This window comes from Microbispora amethystogenes (assembly GCF_016863015.1).
GTDB lineage: Bacteria > Actinomycetota > Actinomycetes > Streptosporangiales > Streptosporangiaceae > Microbispora > Microbispora amethystogenes.
This window is the reverse complement of record NZ_BOOB01000003.1, coordinates 136,515-161,565: the sequence shown is the minus strand read 5'-3', so window position 1 is coordinate 161,565 and position 25,051 is coordinate 136,515. Positions and strand designations below refer to the sequence as shown.

The 25,051-nt window shown below is 73.9% G+C and carries 20 protein-coding genes; 3 read left to right on the top strand and 17 right to left on the bottom strand.

What is annotated here, in order from left to right; translation table 11 throughout:
• Nucleotides 1-141 precede the first annotated feature (141 nt).
• The 12 genes from Mam01_RS01945 to mraZ form a co-directional block, all read right to left on the bottom strand.
• Complete coding sequence (locus tag Mam01_RS01945; protein ID WP_204283644.1) at nt 142-813, bottom strand: cell division protein FtsQ/DivIB; 672 nt, start codon at nt 811-813, stop codon at nt 142-144.
• Complete coding sequence (murC, locus tag Mam01_RS01940; protein ID WP_150933088.1) at nt 810-2,234, bottom strand: UDP-N-acetylmuramate--L-alanine ligase; 1,425 nt, start codon at nt 2,232-2,234, stop codon at nt 810-812. The genes Mam01_RS01945 and murC overlap by 4 nt, the downstream gene beginning before the upstream one ends.
• Nucleotides 2,231-3,310 carry an undecaprenyldiphospho-muramoylpentapeptide beta-N-acetylglucosaminyltransferase gene (murG, locus tag Mam01_RS01935; protein ID WP_204283642.1) on the bottom strand — a complete coding sequence of 360 codons (1,080 nt, stop codon included), beginning with the start codon at nt 3,308-3,310 and terminating at the stop codon, nt 2,231-2,233. The genes murC and murG overlap by 4 nt, the downstream gene beginning before the upstream one ends.
• 1 nt (nt 3,311) lies before the next feature.
• The gene (gene ftsW / locus Mam01_RS01930; protein ID WP_239100988.1) at nt 3,312-4,634 is read right to left on the bottom strand and encodes a putative lipid II flippase FtsW; all 1,323 of its coding nucleotides are present in this window, start codon (nt 4,632-4,634) and stop codon (nt 3,312-3,314) included.
• Nucleotides 4,635-4,807: 173 nt separating this feature from the next.
• Complete coding sequence (murD, locus tag Mam01_RS01925) at nt 4,808-6,184, bottom strand: UDP-N-acetylmuramoyl-L-alanine--D-glutamate ligase (protein ID WP_204283640.1); 1,377 nt, start codon at nt 6,182-6,184, stop codon at nt 4,808-4,810.
• Nucleotides 6,166-7,242 carry a phospho-N-acetylmuramoyl-pentapeptide-transferase gene (gene mraY, locus Mam01_RS01920; protein WP_150933085.1) on the bottom strand — a complete coding sequence of 359 codons (1,077 nt, stop codon included), beginning with the start codon at nt 7,240-7,242 and terminating at the stop codon, nt 6,166-6,168. Before mraY ends, murD begins: the two co-directional genes overlap by 19 nt.
• Nucleotides 7,239-8,606, bottom strand: coding sequence for a UDP-N-acetylmuramoyl-tripeptide--D-alanyl-D-alanine ligase (locus Mam01_RS01915; protein WP_204283638.1), 1,368 nt, complete (start codon nt 8,604-8,606; stop codon nt 7,239-7,241). Before Mam01_RS01915 ends, mraY begins: the two co-directional genes overlap by 4 nt.
• Nucleotides 8,607-8,759: 153 nt before the next feature.
• The gene (locus Mam01_RS01910) at nt 8,760-10,367 is read right to left on the bottom strand and encodes a UDP-N-acetylmuramoyl-L-alanyl-D-glutamate--2,6-diaminopimelate ligase (RefSeq protein WP_204283956.1); all 1,608 of its coding nucleotides are present in this window, start codon (nt 10,365-10,367) and stop codon (nt 8,760-8,762) included.
• A 113-nt stretch (nt 10,368-10,480) separates the two neighbouring features.
• Entirely contained in the window at nt 10,481-12,211 is a 1,731-nt protein-coding gene (locus Mam01_RS01905) for a peptidoglycan D,D-transpeptidase FtsI family protein (RefSeq protein WP_239100959.1), read from the bottom strand.
• Nucleotides 12,212-13,083: 872 nt separating this feature from the next.
• Nucleotides 13,084-14,112 (bottom strand): hypothetical protein, encoded by a 1,029-nt coding sequence (locus Mam01_RS01900; protein ID WP_204283636.1) that lies wholly within the window; start codon nt 14,110-14,112, stop codon nt 13,084-13,086.
• Entirely contained in the window at nt 14,109-15,032 is a 924-nt protein-coding gene (rsmH, locus tag Mam01_RS01895; protein ID WP_150933082.1) for a 16S rRNA (cytosine(1402)-N(4))-methyltransferase RsmH, read from the bottom strand. Before rsmH ends, Mam01_RS01900 begins: the two co-directional genes overlap by 4 nt.
• Nucleotides 15,033-15,320: 288 nt before the next feature.
• Nucleotides 15,321-15,752, bottom strand: a complete 432-nt coding sequence (gene mraZ, locus Mam01_RS01890) for a division/cell wall cluster transcriptional repressor MraZ (protein WP_117409747.1) — start codon at nt 15,750-15,752, stop codon at nt 15,321-15,323.
• A gap of 495 nt (nt 15,753-16,247) precedes the next feature.
• On the opposite strand from mraZ, the gene Mam01_RS01885 reads away from it, so the two are divergent.
• The 3 genes from Mam01_RS01885 (at nt 16,248) to Mam01_RS01875 (ending at nt 21,055) form a co-directional block, all read left to right on the top strand.
• A complete protein-coding gene (locus Mam01_RS01885; RefSeq protein ID WP_150933081.1) occupies nt 16,248-17,228 on the top strand; it encodes an AAA family ATPase in 981 nt (326 codons plus the stop codon).
• A gap of 73 nt (nt 17,229-17,301) precedes the next feature.
• Nucleotides 17,302-18,528, top strand: coding sequence for a DUF58 domain-containing protein (locus Mam01_RS01880; RefSeq protein WP_204283634.1), 1,227 nt, complete (start codon nt 17,302-17,304; stop codon nt 18,526-18,528).
• A gap of 34 nt (nt 18,529-18,562) precedes the next feature.
• Complete coding sequence (locus tag Mam01_RS01875; RefSeq protein WP_204283632.1) at nt 18,563-21,055, top strand: transglutaminase TgpA family protein; 2,493 nt, start codon at nt 18,563-18,565, stop codon at nt 21,053-21,055.
• Between the two features lie 405 nt (nt 21,056-21,460).
• On the opposite strand, the gene Mam01_RS01870 is transcribed toward Mam01_RS01875, so the two are convergent.
• The 5 genes from Mam01_RS01870 to efp all read right to left on the bottom strand — a co-directional run bounded on the left by Mam01_RS01870 (nt 21,461) and on the right by efp (nt 25,030).
• Entirely contained in the window at nt 21,461-21,838 is a 378-nt protein-coding gene (locus Mam01_RS01870) for an SCO2097 family morphological protein (RefSeq protein WP_117409750.1), read from the bottom strand.
• 147 nt (nt 21,839-21,985) lie between these two features.
• A complete protein-coding gene (locus tag Mam01_RS01865) occupies nt 21,986-23,230 on the bottom strand; it encodes a DNA polymerase IV (protein ID WP_204283630.1) in 1,245 nt (414 codons plus the stop codon).
• Between the two features lie 56 nt (nt 23,231-23,286).
• Entirely contained in the window at nt 23,287-24,039 is a 753-nt protein-coding gene (locus Mam01_RS01860) for a methyltransferase domain-containing protein (RefSeq protein WP_204283628.1), read from the bottom strand.
• 18 nt (nt 24,040-24,057) lie between these two features.
• On the bottom strand, nt 24,058-24,468 hold the full coding sequence (nusB, locus tag Mam01_RS01855; RefSeq protein ID WP_150933076.1) for a transcription antitermination factor NusB: 411 nt from the start codon (nt 24,466-24,468) through the stop codon (nt 24,058-24,060).
• Nucleotide 24,469: 1 nt separating this feature from the next.
• Nucleotides 24,470-25,030 (bottom strand): elongation factor P, encoded by a 561-nt coding sequence (efp, locus tag Mam01_RS01850; RefSeq protein WP_150933075.1) that lies wholly within the window; start codon nt 25,028-25,030, stop codon nt 24,470-24,472.
• Nucleotides 25,031-25,051 lie beyond the last annotated feature (21 nt).

Here is a 25,051-nt window from a genome sequence, read left to right as displayed (position 1 = left end):
ATACGGACAGTAGGGTTGCGCCTCCCCCAGGGTCAACTAACCGCGCCGCAAGGCAGTCCGGCGTGTCGCGCGCTGTCCTTTTCGCACGATGCCCCGGTCCAGGGCGGCTTCGGCCGGTCCGAGCACGGTCAGTGAGATTTGTCACCTGACCGTCACCACCCCGGGTGAGCTGACGTCGTAGCTCTTCCCCGGCTTGGCCAGGGCGGCGAGCAGCACCCGCCCCTTGCGGGCCGAGTCGCGCGCGTCTCCCCAGGTCACGGAGCGGCCGTCGGTGAGCTTGAGGGTGATCGACCGGGGCGAGGGGGCGCGCAGCTCCCGCAGCCGGTCGAGGAGGTCGCCCGGCAGCGCCCGGAGCACGGTGAGGCCCGCCCTGGTGGCGGGATCGTCGGCGGCGGCCCGCTCGACGCGCAGCACCGGAAGCCGCGGCGGGGCGACCGTCACCTGCTGGAGGACGACCCCGTACCGGTCGATCACCGCGGTCTCGGCGCCCAGGGGAACGGCCGCCGCGGGGACGCGCTCGACCACGCCGATCCGCAGCGTGCCGGGCCAGACGCGGCCGACCGTGGCCGACTCGACGGCGCGCAGCGCCCGCACCCGCGCCTCGACGCCGGCGAGGTCCACGGTGGCGAGCGGCGTGCCCGTCCGCACTCCCGCCGCCTGGCGCAGCTCCTCGGCCGGGACGCGGCCGTTGCCGGTGATCTCGACCTCCCGCACGCCGAGGACGGGCGAGAAGAACACGACCCAGGTGGCGACGCCCACGACCCCGCCGGTCAGCAGGGTGGCGAGCGCCGAGCGCCGGACGGCCCGCCTCACCGGGCGGACAGCTCCGCGACGATTCGCGGGCCGAGCTCGGTGACGTCCCCCGCGCCCATCGTAAGGACGATGTCCCCGGCGTGGGCCCGGCCGGCGACGAGGGAGGGCACGGCCGCGCGGTCGGGGGCGTAGACCACCCGCTCGGCCGGCAGCGGCACCTTCCCGGCGACGAGCGCCCCGGAGACCCCGGGCTCGGGGTCCTCCCGCGCGCCGTAGACGTCGAGCACGACGACCTCGTCGGCCAGGCCGAGCGCGGCGCCGAACTCGTCGGCGAAGAACCGGGTGCGCGAGTAGAGATGCGGCTGGAAGACCGCGATGACCCGGCCGTCGCCGCCGACCACGTCGCGGGCGGCGCGCAGGTCGGCGGTCAGCTCGGTCGGGTGGTGGGCGTAGCTGTCGAAGACCGTCACGCCGCCGGCCTCGCCCTTGGACTCGAACCGCCGCTTGGCGCCGGTGAAGGCGGCGAGGCCCTCCTTGACGTCGTCGAAGCGCAGGCCGAGGTGCAGCGCCACGGCGATCACCGCGGTGGCGTTGACCGCGTTGTGCCGGCCTGGCACGGCCAGGCGCACCTCTCCGCGTCCCGGCCCGCCGGGCGCCCCCGGTCCGAGCTCCACGCGGAACTCCACGCCGAGCCCGCGCGGGGCGACGTCGGTCGTGCGCAGGTCCACCCCGGCGCTCTCGCCGTACGTGACGACGGCGAGGCCCCGCTCACGGGCGATCGGCACGAGGGCGGCGGCCCCGGGGTCGTCGGCGCAGACGACCAGCAGCGACCCGACATGCTCGACGAAGCGGGCGAAGCCGTCGTGGACGGCCTGGGGGTCTCCGTAGTTGTCGAGGTGGTCGGCCTCGACGTTGGTCACGACGGCGATCCGCGGCGCGAGCATGAGGAAGGAGCCGTCGCTCTCGTCGGCCTCGGCCACGAACACCTCGCCCGTGCCGTCGTCGGCGCCGAGACCGGTCGTGACGAGCTGGCCGCCGACGCAGTACGACGGGTCCTCGCCGCACTTCTGCAGCGCCACGGTGAGCATCGAGGTGGTCGTGGTCTTGCCGTGAGTGCCGGCGACGGCGATGCCGGTGCGGCCGGACATGACCGAGGCCAGCGCCGCGGCGCGCGGGATCACCCGCAGGTTCTGGCGCAGCGCCTCGCCCAGCTCGGGGTTGGAGTCGCGGATCGCGGTGGAGACGACGACGGTGTCGACGTCCTTGATGTGGGAGGCGGCGTGGCCGACGTGGACGGTGGCCCCCAGCTCGCGCAGCTCGGTCAGCTGCGCGGACGGGCGCGCGTCGCTGCCCGACACCGGCACTCCCCGCTTGAGCAGGATCCGGGCGATGCCGGACATCCCGGAGCCGCCGATGCCGATGAAGTGCACCCGCCCCAGGTCGGCCGCCGGGACGGGATCCACGAGCTTGACGAGACTCATCGGTGAGCGATCTCCAGCACCTTGCGGGCGAGCGTCGTGTCGGCGTCCTTGCGGCCCATCCGGGAGGCCGCCTCGGACATCGCGACCACGCGCTCGGGGTCGTTCAGGATCGGCAGCAGCGTCTGGACGATCCAGGCCGCCGACAGGTCCGCGTCGTCGACCATCAGGCCGCCCCCGGCCCGGACGATCGGCTCGGCGTTGAGGCGCTGCTCGCCGTTGCCGTGCGGCAGCGGCACGAACGCCGCGGGCAGCCCCACGGCGGTCAGCTCGGCGCAGGTCATGGCGCCCGCGCGGGACAGGACGAGGTCGGCCGCGGCGTAGGCGAGGTCCATCCGGTCGACGTACGGGAGGATCACGTACTGCGGGTCGCCGGGCGGGGGCTCGATCTCGACGGTGTTCTTCGGCCCGACCACGTGCAGCACCTGGACGCCCGCGGCGCGCAGGTAGGGCGCGGCCTCCAGCGCCGCCTGGTTGACCGAGCGGGCGCCCTGCGACCCGCCGAACACCAGCAGCGTCACCCGGTCGGACTCCAGCCCGAAGTAGGACCGCGCCTTGTCCCCCATCGACAGGCGGTCCATCATGCTGATCTCCCGGCGCAGCGGGATGCCGACGTACTCCGCGTTGGGGAGCACGGCGTCCGGGTGCCCGGTGAAGACGTGGTCGGTGAGGCGCGCGCCGAGCCGGTTGGCCAGGCCGGGCCGCGGGTTGGCCTCGTGGACCACGATCGGCACGCCGCGCCGCCGGGCGCCGAGGTAGGCGGGGGTGGCGACGTAGCCGCCGAAGCCGACCAGGATGTCCGCGCCGACCTTCTCCAGGATCCCGGCGGCGCTGCCGATGGCCCCGGCGAGCCGGCCGGGCACGGTGAGGAGCTTGGGGCTGAGCGAGCGGGGCAGCGGCACGGCGGGCACGAGCTCCAGCTCGTAGCCGCGCGCGGGCACCAGGCGGGTCTCGAGCCCGCGCTCGGTGCCGAGGCAGGTGATGCCGATCCTCGGGTCGAGCCGGCGAAGCGCGTCGGCCAGCGCGAGCGCCGGCTCGATGTGGCCGGCCGTCCCGCCGCCGGCGAGGACCACCCTCATGTCACTCCCTGCTCTCTCGCGGATGTTCCCGCGGACGTTCTCGCGACTGCTCCCGCGGCTGCTTCCGCGTCGTTCCCACTCGTGCCGGACGCGGCCGTGCCGTCCGCCGGACGGCCTCGCGCGGGGACGCGGGCCGGCGCCAGGCTCGGGCGTTCAGGCCAAGCCAGCTTAGAGCCCGCGCGGCCGGTCCGGGGCCACGGGCCGCCAGCGCCTCGGCCGCGCCCGGCTCCCGCTTGGCGAACGACAGCAGCATGCCGAGCGCCGCGAGCGTCGGCAGCAGCGCCGATCCGCCGTACGACACGAGCGGCAGCGGGATCCCGGTGACCGGGAGGACCCCGATGACCGCGCCGATGTTGACGACGGCCTGCCCGGCGATCCAGGCGGTGGCGGCGGCGGACGCCAGCCGGACGAAGGGGTCCCTGGTCCGCATGGCGATGCGCAGGCCCGCGTAGCCGAGCAGGCCGAACAGCGCGACCACCACGAGCGTGCCCAGCAGCCCGAGCTCCTCTCCGATGATGGAGAAGATGAAGTCGCTCTCGGCGTGGGGCAGATAGTTCCACTTCTGCCGGCTCGCGCCCAGCCCGATGCCGAACCAGCCGCCCGACCCCATCGCCATCAGCCCCTGCACGGTTTGGAACCCCTCGTGCTGCGCGGTTTCCCACGGATGCAGGTAGCCGGTGAGGCGGTCGAACCGGTAGGGCTCGGCGATGATCATAGTGGCGGTCGCCAGCGCGAGCAGCCCGAGGATGCCGCCGAAGAGCCGCACGGGCGCGCCGACCACCCACAGCAGCGCCAGGAAGATCATCATGAGCACGAACGTCGTGCCGAGGTCGCGCCCGATCATGACCAGGACGGCCAGCAGGGCCACGCCCGGCATCAGGGGGATCAGCAGCTGACGCCACTCGATGCGGCCGCCGCGCGCCCGCGTCGCGAGCAGGTCGGCCCCCCACAGCACCAGGGCCAGCTTGGCCGGCTCCGACGGCTGCACGGAGAACGGGCCGATGACGATCCACCGCTGGGCGCCCAGCAGTTCCTGGCCGAGGAAGATGACCATCAGCAGGCCGAGGATCGCCAGGCCCATCAGCGGGTAGCCGGTCAGGCGGAAGAACCGCTGCGGCAGCCGGGAGCAGACCCACATGAGGGGCAGCCCGATCGCCACCGACGTGACCTGCTTGAGGAACCAGTAGAACGGGTTCCCGGTGCGCTGCAGCGCCTCGATGCTCGACGCCGACAGCACCATCATCAGCCCGAGGGCGAGCAGCAGCGCGCTGCAGCCCAGCACGAGGTGGTAGGACGTCAGCGGGCGGCCGAGCAGCTCGCGCAGCGCCGCGACCTGGGCGCCGGCCCAGCCGCCCGGCGCCTGCTCACTCTCGGCTCGCTCACCCTGGGCCCGGCTTGCCCGGGCGCCGGCTCCCCCGCCGGCCCGGGCGTCGGCCGGGTCGGCGGCCTGGCTCGGCGTACGGCCGCTCACCGTCCGGCCGCTCACCGTCCGGCCGCTCACCGTGCCGCCAGGCGGTGCACGGCTCGGGCGAAGGCCTCCCCACGCGCTCCGTAGCCGGCGTACATGTCCAGTGACGCCCCGGCGGGGGCGAGCAGCACGGTGTCACCCGGAGAGGCGAGCCGGGCGGCTTCGGCGACGACACGGTCCATGACCCCAGTGTCTTGCCCCGGCACGTCCACGACGGGGACATTCGCGGCGTGTCGCGCCAACGCCTGGCGGATCAGCTCGCGGTCGGCCCCCAGCAGCACCGCGCCGCGCAGCCGGGGCGCGGCCTGCCGTACGAGGTCGTTCACGTCGGCGCCCTTGAGCTGACCACCCGCGATCCACACGATCGAGGGGTAGGCGGCCAGCGACGCGGCGGCCGCGTGCGGGTTGGTCGCCTTGGAGTCGTCCACGTAGTCGATCTCCCCCACCGTCGCGACGTGCGCGATGCGGTGCGGGTCGGGCGTGAACTCCCGCAGGCCCCGTCGTACGGCCTCGGGCGGCACGCCGTGGGCACGGGCCAGGGCCGCGGCGGCGAGCGCGTTGGCGACGTTGTGCGGCGCGAAGGGGCGCACGTCCTCCAGGGAGGCCAGTTCCTCCGCCGTACGCGCCGGGTCGGCCACGAAGGCCCGGTCGACCAGCAGGTCCTCCACGATCCCGAGCTGACCGGGCCGCGGCACGGCGAGCGTGAAGCCCACCCGGGAGGCGTACGGCTCGGCCAGGCGCGACGACCACGCGTCGTCGACGTTGAAGACCACCGTCCCGGCGGCGGTGAAGACCCGCGCCTTGGCCGCGGCGTACTCCTCCATCGAGCCGTGCCAGTCGATGTGGTCGGGCGCCACGTTGAGCACGGCCCCCGCGAGCGGCGCGAGGCTCGACGACCAGTGGAGCTGGAAGCTCGACAGCTCGACGGCCAGCACGTCGTAGGGGCCGTCGACGGCCTCCACGATCGGCACGCCGACGTTGCCCACGGCGAGGGCCCGGTGCCCGGCGGCCGTCAGGATCGAGGCGAGCATGCGGACGGCGGTGGTCTTGCCGTTGGTCCCGGTCAGCGCCAGCCAGGGGGCGGCGTGCTCCCCGCGCAGCCGCCAGGCCAGCTCGACCTCCCCGATCACCTCGGCGCCGGCCTTCTCCGCCGCGACGAGGAGCGGATGACCGGGCCGCCAGCCGGGCGAGGTGACGACGAGCGAGGCGCCGTCGGGCAGGGCGGGTTCGCCGAACCGCACCTCCACCCCGAGGGCGTCGAGATCGGCGGCGGCGGCGCGCTGCCGCTCGCCGTCCACCGCCTCAAGCACGATCACCCGCTCGCCGCGGCGGGCCAGGGCCCGGGCCGCGGCCGCGCCCGACACGCCGAGACCGGCGACGACCACGCTCACTGCTTCGGCATCCATTCGAGGTAGAACAGGCCGAGACCGGCGGCCACGCACAGCGCGGCGATCAGCCAGAAGCGGACCACGATCGTGGTCTCGGCCCAGCCGGACAGCTCGAAGTGGTGCTGGAGCGGAGCCATCCGGAAGACCCGTTTGCGGGTCATCTTGAAGAACCCGACCTGGATGATCACCGACATCGTGATGAGCGCGAACAGGCCGCCCAGGATGACCAGCAGGAGCTGGGTCCGGGTGGTGAAGGCGAGGCCGGCGATCACGCCGCCGAGGGCCAGCGAGCCGGTGTCGCCCATGAAGATCTTGGCGGGCGGGGCGTTCCACCACAGGAAGCCCAGGCAGGCCCCCAGCACCGCCGCCGCGACCACCGCCAGGTCGAGCGGGTCCCGCACCCAGTAGCAGTTGGGGCCGAAGCCGACCGTCGTGCAGCTGTTGCGCAGCTGCCAGTTGCCGATCAGCACGTACGCCGCGAGCACCAGGCAGGTGGCGCCGGAGGCCAGGCCGTCGAGCCCGTCGGTCAGGTTCACCGCGTTGGAGAAGCCCACGATGAAGAACAGGACCCAGACGACGAAGCCGATCAGCCCGATGGACGGCCCGATGTCCCGCAGGAACGACACGTGGGTGTCGGCCGGGGTGACGGCGTAGGCGTTGGGGAAGCGCAGCACCAGCACTGCGAAGACCGCACCGATCACGAGCTGCCCGGCGGCCTTCGCGCCGCTGCGCAGGCCCAGGCTGCGCTGCTTGTAGATCTTGATGAAGTCGTCGAGGAAGCCGACCGCGCCGAGGCCGGTCATCAGGAACAGCACCAGCAGGCCGGAGGCCGTCGGGGGGTCGCTGACCGCCGAGAAGACGGTCACCCCGTGGGCCGTGAAATAGCCGATCAGGGCGGCGATGACGATCACCGTGCCGCCCATCGTGGGAGTGCCCTTCTTGTCGTAGTGACCCGACGGGCCCTCCTCCCGGATGTTCTGGCCGTACCCTCGCCGGGCGAACAGCCGGATGGCCAGCGGCGTGCCGACCATGGACAGCAGCAGCGAGATCGCCCCCGCGATGAGGATGTTCCTCACCGGGCGTCACCTCCGAGGATCGCCTCGGCGACCCGTTCCAGCCCGGCCGCGCGCGGCCCCTTCACCAGCACCGCGTCCCCGGGCGCGAGCCGGTCCGACAGTTCCCGCGCCGCCGCGGCGGCGTCGGGCACGTGGATCGCGCCGGGGGCGCCCTTGAGCACCGGCTCGGCGTCCTCCCCCACGACGACCACCGCTTCCAGCCCCGCGCCGGCGGCCAGCCGCCCGAGGTCCTCGTTCAGCGCCGGGCCGTCCTCGCCCAGCTCGCGCAGCGCGGCGATCACGGCGAACCGCCGCCGCCCCGCGCCGATGACCCCGAGGCTGCCGAAGGCGGCCCGCATGGAGTCGGGGTTGGCGTTGTACGCGTCGTTGATCACGGTCACCCCGTCGGGCCGGTCGGTGACCTCCATCCGCCAGCGGCTGCGCGGCTCGGCCGCCGACAGCTCCTCGGCGATGGCCGCCACCGGCATGCCCAGCTCGTAGGCGGCGGCCGCGGCGGCCAGGGCGTTCTCGACGGCGTGGGCGCCGTACAGGCGCAGCCGCACCGGGGCGGCGCCGGACGGCGTGCGCAGCGTGAACGAGGCGCGTCCGGCCTCGTCGAGCGTCTCGTCCTCCGCGCGCACGTGCGCGCGGGCCGAGCGGCCGAACCAGGTCACCCGGGCCTTCGTACGGCCGGCCATCTCGCTGACCAGCGGATCGTCGGCGTTGAGCACCGCGGTCCCGTCGGCGGGCAGCGCCTCGACGAGCTCGCCCTTGGCCCGGGCGATCGCCTCCTTGCCGCCGAACACGCCGAGGTGGGCGGTGCCGACGTTCAGCACCACGCCGATGCGCGGCGGGGCGATCTCCGCCAGGTAGGCGATGTGGCCGATGTTGCGCGCGCTCAGTTCGAGCACGAGGAACCGGGTGCCCTCGTCGGCCTTGAGCACGGTCAGCGGGTGGCCGATCTCGTTGTTGTACGAGCCGACCGGCGCGACCGTTGGGCCCATCCGGGCGGCGAGACCGGCCAGCAGGTCCTTGGTGGTGGTCTTGCCTGCGGAGCCGGTCACCCCCACCACGGTCGCGCCGGGAAGCTCCGTCACCACGGCGTGCGCCAGGGCGGCCAGGGCGGCCTGGGGGTCCCCCACGATCACGGCCGGCGCGTCGACCGGCCGGGTGGCGAGGACCGCGACGGCGCCCGCCTCGTGGGCCTGCCGGGCGAAGTCGTGCCCGTCGGCCCGCTCCCCCTTGATCGCCACGAAGAGCGAGCCGGGCACGACCGCCCGCGAGTCGATCACGACCGGTCCTCGGACCACGGCCGCGGGGTCGGCCAGGCCGTTCAGGGCTCCGGACGTGATCTCGGCGACCCGGGCCAGCGGCAACGGGATCATGTGTCTGTCCTGCTCTCTTTCGCGTCGCTTGTCGGGCCCCCATGAACCGGAGCGCCATACACCGGAGCACCGTGAACCGGAGCGCCGTGGCTCGGAGCACCGTGCATCGGAGCGCTGTGGACCGGGACGCCTGGGGCGCCCTGTAACACCGCCTCACGCACCGGCGGTCTCCCCTGCGGCCCGCCGTGCCCGGTTCCGCTCCGCGATGGCCGCGGCGGCCACCTCACGGTCGTCGAAGGGGATGACCTCGCCCCCGACATACTGCCCCAGCTCGTGTCCCTTGCCCGCCACAACTACCACATCTCCGGGCGAAGCACCGCCGACGGCCAGACGGATGGCGGCCGCCCGGTCCGGCTCCACGACGACGTGCGCCCTCTCCTGCTGGGGTACCCGCAGAGCGCCCTCCAGCATCGCGGCGAGGATCGCGAGCGGGTCCTCCGTACGAGGATTGTCGCTGGTCAGGATCGCCACGTCGGCGAGGCGGGCGGCGGCCTCGCCCATCATCGGGCGCTTGCCGCGGTCGCGGTCGCCGCCGCAGCCCAGCACGACGACCAGGCGTCCGCCGGGCTCGGCACGTCTGTTGTCCGGACCGTCGTCCAGCACCGCCCGCAGCGAGTTGAGCACCGACTCCACCGCGCCCGGCTTGTGCGCGTAGTCGACGATCACCTGCACGTCCCCCGGCACGTCGCCGTCGCCCCGCACCCGCTCCATCCGGCCGGGGACGCCGGTGAACTCGCCGACGCCGGTCACCGCGGCCTGCAGCGGGACGCCCGTCTCCACCAGCGCGACCAGCGCGCCGAGCGTGTTGGCCACGTTGAACGGCCCGGGCAGGCCCACCGCCACGTCGGCCTCCACGCCGCCGGGGCCGACGAGCCGGAACCGGCTGCCGGTGGAGCCGAGGCGGACGTCCTCGGCGCGCCAGTCGGCCTCCGGCGCTCCCGAGGCGGAGAACGTGGTGATCGGGATCTTGGCCGTGCCGGCCAGCTCGCGGCCGTGGGCGTCGTCGGCGTTCACCACCCCGAGGCGGCTGAGCTCGGGGGTGAACAGGCGCGCCTTGGCCGCGAAGTAGTCGTCCAGGTCCCGGTGGAAGTCCAGATGGTCCTGCGACAGGTTCGTGAAGATCGACACGTCGTAGAAGAGGCCGTCCACCCGGCCGAGGGCCAGGGCGTGGCTGGAGACCTCCATGGCCGCGGCGCTCACGCCCTGCTCGCGCATCAGCGCGAACAGGCCCTGCAGGTCGGTCGCCTCGGGGGTGGTCAGGTCGGGGGTGAACCGCACGTCCCCGGCGCGGATCTCCACACCGCCGACGAGGCCGGTGCGGTGGCCCGCCGCCCGTAGTCCCGCCTCCAGCAGGAAGGTGGAGGTGGACTTGCCGCTGGTGCCGGTCACGCCGATGAGGGTGATGCCGGCCGCGGGCTTGCCGTACACCCAGGAGGCGACCTGCCCGAGCACCGCCCGCGGGTCGGGCACGACGAGCACCGGCAGGCCGGTGGCCACGGCCGCGTCACGGCCCTCGGGGTCGGTGAGGATCGCCGCCGCGCCCGCCGCGAGGGCGGCGCCGGCGAACTCCGCGCCGTGCCGGGAGGCCCCGGCCACCGCCACGTACAGGTCGCCGCGCCGCACCCGGCGCGAGTCGAGGGTGACGCCGGTGACGGCGCCGCGGACCACCCGCGCTCCGGGGGAGGGTACGGCCGACGACGACGGGCCGAGCAGGGACGCGAGCGCGGACAGCGGGCGGGCCTGGACGGCCTCGGGACGCATGGACGACGCGGAACGCACGGCGAGAGCGTACTCCCCTCCGCCGTCCGGCTCCGCCACGCCGCCCTCCGCCGCCGGGGCCCGCGTGCTTCCCACCCCGGCCGGTACGGTCCCGGTCACCCCGCGGGGCGAAGGACCATCGCGGGCGCCTTCGTGCCGGTCGGGGGGATCTTCCTGTTCTTCAACGCGAAAGTCATGACGTCCTTGAACACCGGGGCGGCGACGGCGCCGCCGTAGTGGTCCTTCTTGGGATCCTGGATGACGGCCAGGGCCATCAGCCGGGGCTGGTCCGCGGGGGCGAAGCCCACGAACGTCGCGGTGTATCCGCAGTATCCCGCGCACTTCTCGTCGTACCGCATGGCGGTGCCGGTCTTGCCCGCGACACGGTAGCCCTCGATCGAGGCCTCCTCTCCCGTGCCCTCGTGGCCGACCGCGGCCTCCAGCATGAGTGCGATGCTCCGGGCGGTCGTCTCGCTGATCACCCGGGTGCCCTTGGCGGCCGGAGCGGGGACGAACGCGCCGTGCGCGTCGGTGGTGCCCGCCACGATCGTGGGGGTCACCCGCACTCCTCCGTTGGCGATCGTCTGGTAGACGCTGGCCATCTGCAGCGCGGTGACCGAGATTCCCTGGCCGTAGGCGATCGTACAGCGCTGGCTGCCCGACCACGTCTCCCACCGCGGCAGCAGGCCGTCCTGCTCGCCGGGGACGCGCGACCCGCTGCTCGCGCCGAACCCGAAGGACCGGAACATGTCGTACAGCCGCTGGCTGGAGATCTTCTCCGCCGCCATGATGGTGCCCACGTTGCTCGACTCCGCGAGGACGCCGGTGAACGTCATCGACTCGGGCGCGTGCGGATGGGCGTCCTTGAGCTGCCGGTCGGCGCACTGGATGTGGTCGGGCACCCGGAAGACGGTGTCCGGCGTGACCACCCCCGCCTCCATCGCCGCGGCGGCCGTGATGACCTTGTTGGTGCTGCCCGGCTCGAAGATCTCCGACACGGCGCGGTTGGCGCGGTCCTCCGCCGGGGCGGACTGCCAGTCGTTGAGGTCGGCCTGGGGCGCGTTGGCCATGGCGAGGATCCGGCCGGTGAGCACGTCCATCACGATCACGCTGCCGCTGCGCGCCCCGGTGTCGTTCACCCGCCGGGCCAGCGTCTGCTCGGCGGCCCACTGCAGGTCCCGGTCGATGGTCAGCCGGACGTCCCGCCCGGGCACCGGCGCCTCGCGCTGGCTGCGCGTCATCGGGATGCGCTGGCGGTTCGCGCCGAGCTCGATGCTCTGCTTGCCGTCCCGGCCCGCGAGGACGTCGTTGTACGCGCTCTCCAGGCCCTCCAGGCCCCGGCCGTCCACGCCGGTGAAGCCGAGCAGGCCGCCCGCGAGCGACTTGCCGGGGTAGAGACGGCGGTAGGTCTCCTTGGTGCCCACGCCCCTGAGCTTGAAGCCCATGATGCGCTTGGCCCGCAGCGGCTCGACGTCGCGGGCCAGCGGGATGTAGCGCTGGGTGACCTTGGCCAGCGCGGCGTCGATGTCCTGTTTGGGCTTGTTCAGCTCGCGCGCCAGCGTGGTGGCGACCAGTTCGCGCTTGGCCGGGTCGACGTCCTTGGGGTCGACGTAGACCTCCCTGGCCTCGACCGTCACCGCGAGCTCGTGGCCCTCCGCGTCGGTGATCGCGCCGCGCCGCGCCGGCAGGATCTCGGGCTGCACCCGCTGCTGGACGGCCTTCGCTTGGAGCACCTTCGAGTCGAGCCCCTGCAACTGCACCAGCCGTCCGGCGAACAGCGACAGCACGATCGCCATCACCAGCATGGCCGCCCGCAGCCGCCGTACGGGGTTGCCCAGCCGCAGCACGGCCGGCGGACGCGGAGGCGGCGGCGGGCCCGGCGCACGAGGCGGACGCGGCGGTGTGCGCCCTGACGCGGCCCCCGGTGCGCGGGATGGCGTGCGTGGCGGCGTGCCTTGTGGGGTGCGTGCCGATGTACGCGGCGGCGTGCCGCCCGTCCGGGCCCGGCCCTGGCCCGCGCCCGGCGACGATCCCTTGGCCGAGGAGCCTCCGCCCGGCGAGCCCCCGGAGGACGCGCCTCTGGCCGCCCCTCCCCCGCCCGAGGCCGCTCCGGCAGGCGGACGGGCCCCGCCGGTGCCGCGGGACGGTGCGTCGCCCCCAGTGGCCGTGCGGGACCGGGCCGGTGTCTGACCGCCACTTCCGGCGCCGTGGGCCCGTCCTGCGGCTCCCCCACGGCCCCGGTCCGAGCCGCCGCTCTCGGCCCTCGACGCGCGGTCGCCCGGCACACGCTGATCGGCCGCCCGCTCGCCTCCCGCGCGGCCGCTCGCCGCGCGGTTGCCCTCCGCGCGACCGCCTCCAAGGGCGCGGTCGCCGTCCGTACGGTCACGGGCCGCGCGGTTGCCGGTGCGGCCGGTCGCCGCGCGGGCGGAACGGTTGGGGGTCGCGGCGTCGCGGTCCGCGGAGCCGCGCGTGCGGCCGGCGCGGCCGGCGTCGTGGCCTCGCCCGGCTCCGCCGTCGGCGCCCGGGCGTGCCGGGCGGCCGGACGCGTCGCCGGACCCGGGATCGGACGGGCGGCCGGGACGTCCGGGCTTCGGCGGCCCGTCCTGGCGGGCGGACCGCCCCGGGAACCCCGGGTTACGCCTGCCGCCGCCCGGGCCCTGGCCGCCGCCACGCCCGGTGGGACCCCCGCGGCCGGGACCCGGGTTCCGGCCGCTGTCACTCACCGGTCCGTGCCCTCCTCCGTGCCCGCCTCACTGCCCTGCTGCCCGGCCGTGCCCTCGCCCGCCCTGATGAACCGGGGGGCGGAAGGGTCCGGCTGCACGCGACCCGTCCCGCGGCCCGCCTCGTCCACCGCGCCGGGCTGGCTCCACGTGCGGAGCAGGTTCTCCTGCTCGTCGGCCTGCTGGTGCAGATCGTCGATGCTCGACCGCAGATCGCTCAGCTTGAACGAGTCCTGCGCGAGGACCGTGTTGAGCAGCAGGAGCGTCACCAGACCTCCGCACATGAGACCCACGACGAGCAGCACGAACGGCGCACGCGGCGGCCGCCGGAACGCTCGCCGCGCCATTCTGGCACGCGGGGACGTCGCCGGGGAGGCAGCGGCGCCCGCGCCACGCCGGGCACGTCCGGGCGCGGGCGCGGCCTCTGCCGTGTCCCGGCCCTCCCGCTCCGGGCCCTCCCGGAACGGCGTCTCGCGCTCCGGCGTCTGCCTGCCCGGCCTCACACGGAGCGGCCTCTCGCTGGGCGGCCTCTCAGTGGGCGGCGCGGTACGGCCCGTCGCGGACGTCCGTACGGCGTCGCGCCTGGGGGCCGCGGCGGGCCCGGCGGCGGTCTTCGCCGCGGCCCTGCCCTTCCGGGGAGCCGCGGGCGCCTCCTGCCGGGTCCTCGTCTCGGCGGGCGTGGCGGGTGCCGCCGCACGGCCGCGTGCGGCGGCACCGGCACGGGCGGAAGCGTCCTGGCGGGTCCTCGCGTCGGCGGGCGTGGCGACGGGGGCCGCCGCACGGCCGCGTCCGGCCGCGCCGCCGCGGGGAGCCGGGACGGCCTCGCGCGGGAGCGCGTCGCCCGCGGCGGACCGGGTCCGGCGCGGCTGGTCGTCCTCACGCCGGCGGCGCGCGCCGCCGAGGGGCCTGTCGGGAGTCGCGACGGTCTCGCCCGCCGATCCGGCGGCCTGGCCCGGCACGCGACCGGGCACGCGGGACGGCGCGGCCACGCGTCCGGCCGCCCTCCTGCTCTCCTGCTCTGTCCTCATCCCTCGCGGATCCTCTCTGCCGCCCGCAAGCGGGCCGAGGCCGCCCGCGGGTTGCGGGCCACCTCTTCGTCGTCCGGGAGCTCCGCTCCCCTCGTCAGAAGGCGGAACCGAGGCTGGTGCGCCTCGAGCGGGACCGGCAGCCCCGGAGGGCTCGTGTCCTTGGTTCGCGCCGCGAGGACCCGCTTGGTGAGCCGGTCCTCCAGGGAGTGGTAGGCGAGCACGACAACGCGCCCGCCCAGTGCGAGCGCGCCGAGCGCGGCCGGGAGCGCGCGCTCCAGCGCGGTCAGCTCTCCGTTCACCTCGATGCGCAGCGCCTGGAACGTTCTCTTGGCCGGGTTGCCCCCGGTCCGCCTCGTCGCGGCGGGTATCGCCGCGCGTACGAGGTCGGCGAGCCGTTTGGTGCTGGTGATGGGGTCCTTGGCACGCTCCTTGACGATGAGGTTCGCGACGCGTGCCGCGAAGCGCTCCTCGCCGTAGTCGCGCAGGATGCGGATCAGGTCCGCGGCCGGGTAGGTGTTCACCACGAGTTCGGCGGTGAGCTCCTGGTCGCGGTCCATCCGCATGTCGAGGGGGGCGTCGTAGGAGTAGGCGAAACCGCGCTCCGCCTCGTCGAGCTGAGGGGAGGACACGCCGAGGTCGAACAGCGCGGCGTCGATGCGGGGCCGTCCGGCGTCATGGAGCACGTCGGCCAGTTCGTCGGAGACGGCGCGCACCAGGGTGATCCGGTCCGCGTACGGCGCGAGCCGTGCGGTGGAACGCGCGATGGCGGTGGGGTCGCGGTCGATTCCGACGAGATGGAGGGAGGGGTGGGCGGCAAGCAGCGCCTCGGCGTGCCCGCCGAGACCGAGGTTGGCGTCCACGGCCACCGGCTCCGGTCCGGTGAGCGCCGGAGCGAGCAACTCCAGCACGCGATCGAGCATGACCGGAACGTGACCACCCGGCTGACCGGGCTCGTGCGACAACGCTTCCAACCCCCATTACGCCGCTGTACTCGCGGATTCGCGGCTGTGCCGCCGGTGACTACCCAACGGATCCCCACCCATGCCGGTTCCCCCGGGGAACCGACCCGCCCGGCCAGGTCCCCATCCGCGTCGCCTTCCGTGGCGTCTGACACCGGGGAAGGTGCATCAGCTGCCCTTTGGGAGCGGGTGGAGACCTCGCCGAACGTCACCGACGGGTCTTCTGATCGAACGAGAAAGGGAATCGAGCTACAGGATCCCGGGCAGCACCTCCTCCGACAGATCGGAGAATGCCTGCTCCTGGGCATCCAGGTAGGTGTCCCACGCCTGGGCGTCCCAGATCTCCAGACGCGTGTTGGCGCCGATGACGACGCAGTCGCGTTCCAGCCCGGCGTACCGCCTGAGCGTCTGGGGAATCGTGATGCGCCCCTGCTTGTCCGGCATCTCGTCGGACGCGCTGGCGAAGAAGACACGGCTGTAGTCGCGGACCGCCTTGGCCGTCACCGGTGCGGTGCGCAGGGCCTCGGTGATGCGCTGGAACTCCTCTACGGGGAAGACGTAGAGGCAGCGCTCCTGGCCTTTGGTGATCACCAGACCCTCCGCCAGCTCCTCGCGATACTTCGCCGGCAGGAACAGCCGTCCTTTGTCGTCTAGGCGCGGGTGGTGGGTGCCGAGAAACACCGGACCCACCTCCTGTGCCTTGCGGAGCGCTCAGCTCTGTAGCCTCTGCCCTCCACTGCGCACCACCATACTCCACTTCTCCCCACCGTCAACTGATTCCGGCCGTGTCCGCATTCAAAATCGGCGGCGTTTTCGCAGGTGAAACGGGGTGGTGCGGAGTGGGGCGCCGCGCCGCCCCCGCCCGCGCACGGGCGTGTCGGCCCACGGCGCGAACCCCGGCGCGTACGGGGGTTCCGGCCGGGCGCGCGGCCGGGTGGGGACCGGTGGGGGAAAGCGGCCCTGGAACGGGTGGGGAGAAGTGGAGCGGCCGGGGTCGCCTCCCGGGATTCGGCTGGTCGCGGTACGTGACCGCGAAAGGTACGGACTCTACGCGCAGTTCACCCTGTTTTCCGGACAAAGTCGCCCGCGAACCAGAGGGGACATAAGGTCAGTACACAGAATGGAAAAGGAACGTTTAACGCCCCATTCTCGGGGACGCACCCTCATGGAGGCCTGGTGGCTGTAACACCCGACGTCACCGACGCGACAGCCCCGCTTGAGGATCTGGTCGACACCGCGCACCGGATCCGCAACGCGATCGAATCAGTGATCGAGGGCAAGAGCGACGTCGTCCGCCTGACTCTCACCGTGCTCCTGGCGGAGGGCCACCTGCTGATCGAGGACGTGCCCGGCGTCGGCAAGACGATGCTCGCCAAGGCCCTGGCCCGCTCCATCGACTGCCCGGTCAAGCGGGTGCAGTTCACGCCCGACCTGCTGCCGAGCGACATCACCGGGGTCAGCGCCTACAACCAGCAGACGCGGGAGTTCGAGTTCAAGCCGGGCCCGGTGTTCGCGAACATCGTCGTCGGCGACGAGATCAACCGCGCCTCCCCCAAGACGCAGTCGGCGCTGCTGGAGTGCATGGAGGAGCACCAGGTGACGGTCGACGGCGTCACCTACGCGCTGGAGTCGCCGTTCATGGTCATCGCGACGCAGAACCCGATCGAGATGGAGGGCACCTATCCCCTCCCCGAGGCGCAGCGCGACCGGTTCACCGCCAAGATCGCGATGGGCTATCCCGAGCCCGCCGCCGAGCTGGAGATGCTCGACGTCCACGGCGCCTCCCAGCCGCTGGACAAGATGGAGCCGGTGGCGACCACGGCCGAGGTGGCCGCGCTGATCCGGGCCGTCCGCGCCGTCTACGTCTCCCAGCCGGTCAAGCGTTACGCCGTCGACATGGTCGCGGCCACCCGGAGCTCCACCGACCTGCGGCTGGGCGCCTCCCCGCGGGCCACCCTCCATCTGGTGCGCAGCGCGCGGGCCCACGCGGCGCTGTCGGGGCGCGACTACGTGATCCCCGACGACCTGCAGGACCTGGCCGTTCCGGTGCTGGCGCACCGCCTGCTGCCCAGCCTGGAGGCGCAGGGGCAGCGCCGCCAGCCGGAGCAGTTCGTCGCCGAGCTGCTGCGGCGCGTCCCCGTCCCGGACGCGCACTGATTCCCAGACGCGCACCGACTCCCGGACGCGTACTGTCCCGGACGCGCACGAACGAGAAAGCGACGGAGGGCCCATGCCCGGGCTGAAGGCTCTGACCCCGCGGGGACGGTCGTTCCTCGCCTCCGGCGTGGCGGCCCTGGTGTGCGCCCTGGTCCTGGGCGAGCAGGACCTGCTGCGCGTGGCCGTACTGATCATCGCGATGCCGCTGATCGCGTCGCTGGTCGTGACGCGGACCCGCTACCGCCTGTCCTGCACCCGCCGGCTCGGCCCGGCGCGCGTGCAGGCCGGCGAGGAGAGCACGGTCACCCTGCGGCTGGAGAACGTCACCCGGCTGCCCACCGGGCTGCTGCTGGTGGAAGACACCCTGCAGTACGCGCTGGGCACCCGGCCGAGGTTCGTCCTGGACCGGATGGAGCCGCGCGGCGTCCGGGAGATCGACTACAAGGTCGGCTCGGACCTGCGCGGGCGTTTCCCGATCGGGCCGCTGTCCGTGCGGATCGCCGACCCGTTCGGGCTGGTGGAGCTGGCCCGCTCGTTCACCATCACCGACACGCTCGTGGTCACCCCCGAGGTGGTGCCGCTGCCGCCGGTACGCCTGTCGGGCGACTACACCGGCGGGGGCGACAGCCGTACGCGGTCGGTCGCGGCGGCGGGCGACGACGACGTGGCGCCGCGCGAGTACCGCCAGGGGGACGACCTGCGGCGGGTCCACTGGCGATCGACGGCGCGGCGTGGCGAGCTGATGGTCCGGCGCGAGGAGCAGGAGTGGCAGAGCCGCGGCGCGCTGCTGCTCGACACCCGCAGGTACGCCCACCGGGGCGAGGGGCCGCGCTCGTCGTTCGAGGTGGCGGTCTCCGCCGCCGCGTCCATCGGGGTGCACCTGTCCGCGGAGGGGCTCGCCCTGCGCCTGGTCACCGACCAGGGCGCGCGACAGACGGTGGACACCGGCCAGTCGTGGTCGCTGCTCGACACGCTCGCGGTCGTCAAGCAGAGCTCGTCGCGGTCGCTGGAGCACGGCATCGGCGTGCTGCGCCAGGGCGGCGGGGAAGGCCTGATCATCGCGGTCCTCGGCGCGGTCGACCCCGAGGAGGCCCTCGCCCTCGCGCGGCTCCGGCACCCCGGCGTGACCGCCGTGGCGGTGCTGCTCGACCTCGCCGGATGGGACGGCTCCGGCGCCGAGCACGCGCAGGCCTCCCGATCGGTGCTGACCGGGGCCGGCTGGCGGGTGCTCGACCTGCCCGCCGGCGCGTCGCTCGCGACCGTGTGGCCCGAGGCCGGAAACAGCAGGAGCGCGGCCTGAGCCGGCCGGGCTGCCCGGAGAAGAGGTGGACCCCTTGAAACTGCCGATCACGGCGGGACTCGCCACGGCGGCGGTCACGATCACGCTCTATCCGCTCTTCGAGGGCGGCGCCTGGTTCTGGTCCTGCATGGGGGTCATCCTGGTCGTCGCCGCCACCGGGGCGGTGGCCTCCCGCCTGGGCGCCCGTCCCTGGGTGGCGCCCGCGGTCGCGCCCGTCGCGGTGCTCGTCTATCTGACGGCGGCCTTCACCGCGGAGGAGGCGTTCCTCCGGGTGATTCCCACCCTCGACTCGCTCGCCGGGCTCGCCGCGCTCGTCGGGGAGGGTTTCGACGACATCCAGCAGTACGCCGCCCCGGTGCCGGCCAACCCCGGCATCACCCTGCTCACCACGACGGGCGTGGCGCTGATCGCCCTGCTGGTGGACCTGTTCGCGGTACGGCTGCGCCGCGCCGCGCTGGCCGGGCTGCCGATGCTCGCCCTGTTCACCGTGCCGGCCGCCGTGCTCCCCGAGCCGATCGGATGGCCGGCGTTCGTCGTCGCGGCGTTCGGATACATCGGCCTGCTCGTCGCCGACGGCCGGGAGCGGCTGAAGGGCTGGGGCCGGGCCGTGGTGGTCCGCCGCTCCGGCGGTCCGGCGTCCGGGGTCACGCCGGACACCGAGCGGCTGGCCCTGTCGGGCAAGCGCGTCGGCGTGACGGCGATCGTGCTCGCGGTGCTGGTGCCCGCGATCCTGCCGGCGTTGTCCCCCGACCCGCTGTTCGGCTTCGGTGTGGGCAACGGCCTGGGCGGGAGCGGCGGCAACATCGGCATCCCCGACGCCATCGCCAAGCTCGGCGGCCAGCTCAGGCAGGACAGCAACGCCACCGTCCTCACCTACAGCAGCAGCGACGACAAGCCGCACTATCTGCGGATATACGCGCTCGACGTGTTCGACGGCGCCAAGTGGACCTTCAGCCCGCTGCGGGGACGCCCGGAGGACCGCGTGTCGGAGGGGCCGCTGCCGCCCGTGCCCGGCCTCGGCCCGGGGGTGCCGGTGAAGCGGGCCACGATGCGGGTCACGATCAGCGAGGACCTCGACCGGCTCCACTTCCTGCCCCTGCCGTACCCTGCCCGGCAGGTCGACGCCGACGGCGACTGGCGGGCCGACCGCGGGTCGCTCATGGTCTTCTCCACCCGCGACGAGGTGGCGGGCCTGGACTACCAGGTGGTCACCGACGAGCCCGATCCCGGCCTCGGGGCGCTGCGCTCGGCGGTGGCGCGGCCCGACAGCGAGCCCTTCCTGCGGCTTCCGGACGGGCTCGACCCGCGGGTGAACGCGCTCGCCCGCCGGGTCACCGCCGGGGCCGACACGCCGTACGAGAAGGCGGTCAGGCTCCAGGAGTGGTTCACCCGGAAGGGCGGCTTCACCTACAGCCTCCGCGCGTCGGGGTCAGGGGCCGAGGCGCTGTCGCGCTTCGTGCTGCGCAACCGGACCGGCTACTGCGAGCAGTTCGCCGGGGCGATGGCCGCGATGGCCCGGATGGCCGGCATCCCGGCCCGGGTGTCGATCGGCTACACGGGCGGCAGCAAGATCGACGGTAGGTGGACGGTCCGCACCCACGACGCCCACGCCTGGCCGGAGCTGTACTTCGACGGCGTCGGCTGGCTGCGGTTCGAGCCCACTCCGGCCGGCGTCGGCGGGCAGGGCAGCGCCCAGGTGCCGGAGTACACCCGGCCCGTCGCGCCGGAGGCCGAGCCATCGGCCGGTCCCTCGGCGGGACAGTCGGACGACGACGAGGAGACGACCGGCGCCGGCGGTCCGTCCCGGCCGAACCCGCGCCAGCTCGACCGCGAGTCGCAGGGCACGGCCGTCGCCGCCGAGCCGGGCACGCCCACGAGCGTCAAAGCCGGTCTCGGGGTGGCGGGCGCGCTGGTGCTGCTGTTGCTGCCCGGCGCGGCACGCCTGCTGGTGCGGCGCGGCCGCGTCCGCCGGCTGGCCCGTCCGTCCGGCGGGCCGCACGCGGCGTGGGCGGAGCTGCGCGACACGCTGACCGACTTCGGCATGGCCGGGGAGCCGGGCGAGACGCCGCGGGCGCTCGGCCGCCGCATCGCCGAGCGGTACGCGCTGGACCCTCGGGCCGCCGAGTCGCTCGCCCGCGTCGTCACGGCCGAGGAGCGGCTGCGGTACGCGCCGGCTCCCCCGGCGTCCGGGCCGGTCGCCGCGGACCTGCACCGGATCAGGCGCGGGCTGGCCGCGCACCTGTCGCGGTGGCGGAGGCTGGGGACCGCGCTGGCTCCGGCGTCGACGCTGCTGCGGGTGCGGGCGTTCGGCGAGGGCGCGCTCGACGTGTTCGACCGGATGGAGAACCTGACGCCCCGGCTGAGCAGGGCACGGTTGAGCAGGGCGCCGCTGGGCGGGACACGGCGGAGCGGAGCCCGGGAGGGCGGGACGCGCCCGGGCGGCCCGGACGGGCCGTTCCGCCGGCCGGCGGCCGGGGACGACGCCGGGGCGGCACGGGAGCGAACCCTCACCGGCACCCGCCGCTGAGCGACGGGGCCGGCTCCGGCCGGGCGGACAAGCCCGGCCGGACGAGCCCGGGGCAGACCGAGCCCAAGCAAACGAGCCCGGCCCCCGAGCCCGGGCAGACGAGCCCGGGCAGACGAGCCCGGGCAGACGAATCGGTGGGCCCGCTGTGCGGGCCCACCGGAGGTGGTTCAGGACGTGTGTGCGAGGGAGTGTCTGATAAATGCTGCCCGTCGCGAGCGTGGATCCAGGTGGCTGCATCGCAAGGCGGAGGAGGAGCCGATAACAGCGTTATCGGCGACGACTCCGGGCCCCGCGGAGATTCCGAGCCTGCGAGGAATCTTCGTGGGTGGGGCGACAACGCAGCGAGGCGCCGCCTGGGCCACGCGCAGCAGGGCTTGATTTATCAGACACGACCTAGCTCGGGGATCAGTGCTCGTCGTGGCGGCGGCGCCAGCGTTCCTCCATGCGCTCCATGAAGCTGCGGCGCTGGGGGCGGCGGCCCCGGGTGCGGGACGACGGGGAGTCACCGAACCCGTTCATGCGTTTCCAGCTCGACAGGCCCCACAGGCAGGTGGCCAGCATGACCACGAAGCCGGCGGCACCGAGCCAGATCAATGCCGCGACGACGCCGACCATCAGCAGGACCACGCCGAGTGCGAAGCCTATGGAGGCCTTCACCAGGCGGCGCTTGTAGTGGCTGCGCGGATCACTGATCCGTACGGTGTTCGCCCACTTCGGGTCCTCGGCGTAGAGGGCCTGCTCGATCTGGTCGAGCAAGCGCTGCTCGTGCTCAGACAGCGGCACGGCGCCTCCCAAGGACGGCCCCATTCAGGGGAAGACGGCAACGGACGACACGGGGTGTCCGAACCTCGCGGTCGGTTATCCCCAGAATACGAGGCCTCAGACGTAGGCGAAAGAAAACGACCAACGCGGTCCAAACCGGAGGCGACGTCATGGACCTATTGGACCAAACGGACGGCGAACAAGCGATGCCGGCTTCACCGCGTCCGGGCCGAAGCGGCGGGCGGCCCGGTCCATGGCCTGTTCGGCCTCCCGCCAGCCCGTCTCCCGTTCGCCCAGACCGAGCTGGCGGGTCGCCGCGGCGGCCGGGCCGAGGTTCTCCACGCGCACCCCGACCAGCCGCAGCCGCACCCGTTCCAGCCCTGCCGCCTCGTAGAGCTCGCATGATGTGTCGTAGATCTCCTTCGCGACGTCCGTAGCCTCGCGCAGCGTACGCGACCGGGTGATGGTGGTGAAGTCGGAGCGGCGGAGTTTGACGCTGACGGTGCGGCCGACGTGCCCGGCGGCGCGCAGCCGCGCGGCGACCCGCTCCGACAGCCGGAGCAGCTCACGCCTGATCGTCTCGGGGTCGTCGACATCGTGCGGGAACGTCTCCTCGTTGCCGATGCTCTTGTCGGGCGCGTGCGGCACCACCCGGCGTTCGTCGCGCCCCCAGGCGAGGGCCGCCAGATGCGCGCCGACGGCGCCGAGCTCGCGCCGGAGCGTCGTCACCGGCACCTGGGCCAGGTCGCCCACGGTCCGGATGCCGAGCCGTACGAGGGCCTGCTCGGTGCGCTCGCCCACTCCCCACAGGGCGGCCACCGGCAGCGGGTGCAGGAACTGCACCACCTCGCCGGCCGGGACCACGAGCAGGCCGTCCGGCTTGCACTGCCGTGAGGCGAGCTTGGCCACGAACTTCGTGCTCGCCACGCCCACCGAGCAGGTGATGCCGTACTGCTCCGCGACCTGGGCGCGGATCATCCGGGCGATGGCGGCGGGGCTGCCGAGCCTGCGCCTGGCCCCGCCCACGTCGAGGAACGCCTCGTCGGAGGCGATCGGCTCGACCTCCGGGGTGATCGCCTTGAAGATCTCCATGACGCCGCGGGACACCTCGGCGTACTTGCCGTGGCTGGGCGGGATCACGGTCGCCTGCGGGCAGACGCGCCGGGCGCGGGTCATCGGCATCGCGGAGTGGACCCCGAACCGGCGGGCCTCGTAGGTCGCGCTCAGGACGACCCCGCGCGCGCCCGCCGCGCCCACGATGACCGGGGTGCCCCGGAGCTCGGGGCGGTCGAGCAGCTCGACGCTGGCGAAGAAGGCGTCCATGTCCACGTGCAGGATCGGGCAGCCGCTGTCGTCGACGGGCCCCTCCGGCGGCGGCGACGGATCCCGGGGCAGCAGCTGGTTCCGGGACATGACGTCACCCTACCCGACCGCCGCCCCGCCAACCTCACCCCACCCGAACGTCTTTTCTATTCCCGTTCGCCCGCGCCCGTCCGCGTCTGTTCGCGGTACGCGATGACGTGGATCTGGGTGGCGACGTCCCGCAGCACGGGGTGGGTGGCCGCCGCCCGCTCCAGCGCGACCAGGCCGTCGGGGTCGCTCTCGGCCAGCATGCCCGGCACGAGGTCGGCGAAGATGCGCACGCCGTGCACCTCGCCGACGGCGAACCCCGCCGTGCCCAGCAGCGCGGCCAGCGTCTCCCGGGAGAAGCGGCGCGGCGTCGGGTCACGGTCGCCCCAGCGCCCCGACGGGTCCGACAGCACCCGGCGGGCCTCGTCGAAGTGCCCGGCCAGGGAGCGGTGGACGGCCGCGGCGACCGAGTTGGCGGCGAGCACGCTCACCACGCCGCCCGGCCGCAGGATGCCGGCGACGGCGCGCAGGGCGCCCTCCGGGTCCTCGACGTACTCCAGCACGCTGTGGCACACGACCAGGTCGGCGCTGCCGGGCTCCAGCAGGTCGCCGAGGTCGGCGGCGTCGCCCTGCAGGCCCTTGACCCCGACGCCCGTCTCGGCGGCGCGGCGCTCCAGGGCGGCCAGCGAGTCGGGGGTCGGGTCGACCACGGTCACGACGTGGCCGAGCGAGGCCAGCGGCACGGCGAAGCCGCCGGTGCCGCCGCCCGCGTCCACGATGTCGAGGGTCTCGCGCCCGAGGGCGGCCGTCCGCTCGGCGAGGGCCGCGCGCAGCGCCTCCCAGACGACGGCACGGCGTGTGGCGTCACGCACTTGCGGGCTCCTCCCGGCTCAGAGCGACAGCGAGGGCTTGAGCTGCTTGAAACGGGCCAGCAGGCCGTTGACGAACTGCGGCGACTCGTCGGTCGACAGCTCCCCCACCAGGTGCACCCACTCGCTGATCACCACGCCCTCGGGGACCTCCTCCGACCACAGCATCTCGTACGTGCCGCCGCGCAGGACGTTGCGGTCCACGGCGGGCATGCGCTCCAGGGTCCAGCCCTCGGCGTACGTCGAGATCAGCTCGTCGATGCGGTCGAGGTGCCGGACCACGCCCTCGACGAGGAAGGAGGTGTACTCGTTGACCGGCGGGTCCGCCCGCTCCACCCGCTCGGCGAGCACGTCGAGCGGGCTCACCTGCCGGGCCTCGGCTTCGAAGAGGACGTCCAGCGCGCGGCGGCGGGCCTTCCCCCGAGCCGACACGTCAGGCCCGACCGAGGTACTCGCCGGTGCGAGTGTCGACCTTGACCTTCTCGCCGGTGGTGATGAAGAGGGGGACCTTGATCTCGGCGCCGGTCTCCAGCGTGGCGGGCTTCGTGCCGCCGGTCGAGCGGTCGCCCTGCAGGCCGGGGTCGGTGTGGGCGATCGTCAGCTCGGCGGCCGCCGGGAGGTCGACGTACAGCGGGTTGCCCTCGTTGAAGGCGATGGTCGCGGTGGTGTTCTCCAGCATGTAGTTGGCGGCCGTGCCCACGACGGAACGCGCGATGTTGACCATGTCGTAGGTCTCGGTGTCCATGAACACGAAGTCGTCGCCGTCGAGGTAGGAGTACTGCATCTCCCGCTTGTCGACGTTCGCCACGTCGACCTTCACGCCGGCGTTGAAGGTCTTGTCGACGACCTTCCCGGACATGATGTTCTTCAGCTTGGTACGGACGAACGCGCCGCCCTTACCCGGCTTTACGTGCTGGAACTCGACAACGGTCCACAACTCTCCGCCGTCGAGCTTGAGCACGAGTCCGTTCTTCAGGTCGTTCGTCGTCGCCACGTGCGTCTCCCGCGTGCGGCT

What these genes read in the sequence shown, in the direction of transcription:
- murC (WP_150933088.1), bottom strand. Translation starts at nt 2,234, where the DNA reads ATGAGTCTCGTCAAGCTCGTGGATCCCGTCCCGGCGGCCGACCTGGGG.
- murG (WP_204283642.1), bottom strand. Translation starts at nt 3,310, where the DNA reads ATGAGGGTGGTCCTCGCCGGCGGCGGGACGGCCGGCCACATCGAGCCG.
- murD (WP_204283640.1), bottom strand. Translation starts at nt 6,184, where the DNA reads ATGGATGCCGAAGCAGTGAGCGTGGTCGTCGCCGGTCTCGGCGTGTCG.
- Mam01_RS01915 (WP_204283638.1), bottom strand. Translation starts at nt 8,606, where the DNA reads ATGATCCCGTTGCCGCTGGCCCGGGTCGCCGAGATCACGTCCGGAGCC.
- Mam01_RS01910 (WP_204283956.1), bottom strand. Translation starts at nt 10,367, where the DNA reads ATGCGTCCCGAGGCCGTCCAGGCCCGCCCGCTGTCCGCGCTCGCGTCC.
- Mam01_RS01900 (WP_204283636.1), bottom strand. Translation starts at nt 14,112, where the DNA reads ATGAGGACAGAGCAGGAGAGCAGGAGGGCGGCCGGACGCGTGGCCGCG.
- rsmH (WP_150933082.1), bottom strand. Translation starts at nt 15,032, where the DNA reads ATGCTCGATCGCGTGCTGGAGTTGCTCGCTCCGGCGCTCACCGGACCG.
- Mam01_RS01880 (WP_204283634.1), top strand. Translation starts at nt 17,302, where the DNA reads ATGCCCGGGCTGAAGGCTCTGACCCCGCGGGGACGGTCGTTCCTCGCC.
- Mam01_RS01865 (WP_204283630.1), bottom strand. Translation starts at nt 23,230, where the DNA reads ATGTCCCGGAACCAGCTGCTGCCCCGGGATCCGTCGCCGCCGCCGGAG.